The sequence below is a fragment of the Paraburkholderia sp. SIMBA_054 genome (genome assembly GCF_046534875.1).
GTDB classification, from domain to species: domain Bacteria; phylum Pseudomonadota; class Gammaproteobacteria; order Burkholderiales; family Burkholderiaceae; genus Paraburkholderia; species Paraburkholderia hospita.
In genome coordinates this window covers 1-231 of record NZ_JAWRXV010001824.1, presented here as the reverse complement: position 1 = coordinate 231, position 231 = coordinate 1, and the positions used below count along the sequence as shown (strand labels likewise).

1 protein-coding gene is annotated in these 231 nt (G+C 62.3%); it reads right to left on the bottom strand.

Translation table 11 applies throughout. The features are described from left to right. Positions 1–231 (bottom strand): cbb3-type cytochrome c oxidase subunit I (locus tag SB822_RS61345; protein ID WP_410859699.1); only part of this gene is annotated, 231 nt, incomplete at both ends.

Below are 231 nucleotides of genomic sequence, written 5' to 3'. Positions count from 1 at the left end.
GACCATGAAGGCCATCGCCACGAAGAAGATCATGATGACGCCGTGCGCCGTGAAGACCGGATCGCAGTGGTGCGGCGGCAGATAGCCGGGCGAGTGATACGCGAGCGCGAGCGGCGTACGCATCATGATCGCGTCGGCGAAGCCGCGCAGCAGCTTGATGAGTGCAACGACGATGTACATCACGCCGAGCTTCTGGTGGTCGACCGACGTGAGCCATTCGGTCCACAGGTA